The 377-nt window shown below is 61.5% G+C and carries 1 protein-coding gene; it reads right to left on the bottom strand.

Going from position 1 to position 377, the window contains the following annotated elements; all coding sequences use genetic code 11:
* Nucleotides 1–63 precede the first annotated feature (63 nt).
* Nucleotides 64–377: glycosyltransferase (locus tag SB765_RS28245; protein WP_410932301.1), on the bottom strand; the 314-nt coding region annotated here is incomplete at its 5' end.

Genomic DNA, 377 nt, shown 5'->3' with positions numbered 1-377 from the left:
GTATCGATCATATAGCACCTGTCCAATTGTCAATCAGGCGCGGGCATCGCCCCACGCCAACGTTCAGTCTGCCAACCAGGCGTTGGCCCAATGCTGCAAATGGTGCGGCATCAGCATGTAGTCACGCAGCACTTCCGCGCGCAGGGCATCGCCTTGGCGGTAGCTGGCCTGCGGGTCAGCCAGGTGCATGCGAATCGCATCCAGCCATTGCTCGGCGGTGTTGTCCTTGACCCGGGTACATGGCAGGTAGCCGGCGTAGGCCTTGGTGTCGCTACAGACCACCGGAAAACCACACGCCCCGTACTCCAGCAAGCGCAGGTTGCTCTTGCAGTCGTTGAACAGGTTCTGCTCCAACGGCGCCAGCGCCAGGTCGAGGT

The sequence above is a fragment of the Pseudomonas sp. SIMBA_067 genome (assembly GCF_046534675.1).
GTDB classification, from domain to species: Bacteria; Pseudomonadota; Gammaproteobacteria; order Pseudomonadales; family Pseudomonadaceae; genus Aquipseudomonas; species Aquipseudomonas putida.
Note: the sequence above shows the minus strand (reverse complement) of the source record. Positions and strands in the feature narration are given on the sequence as shown.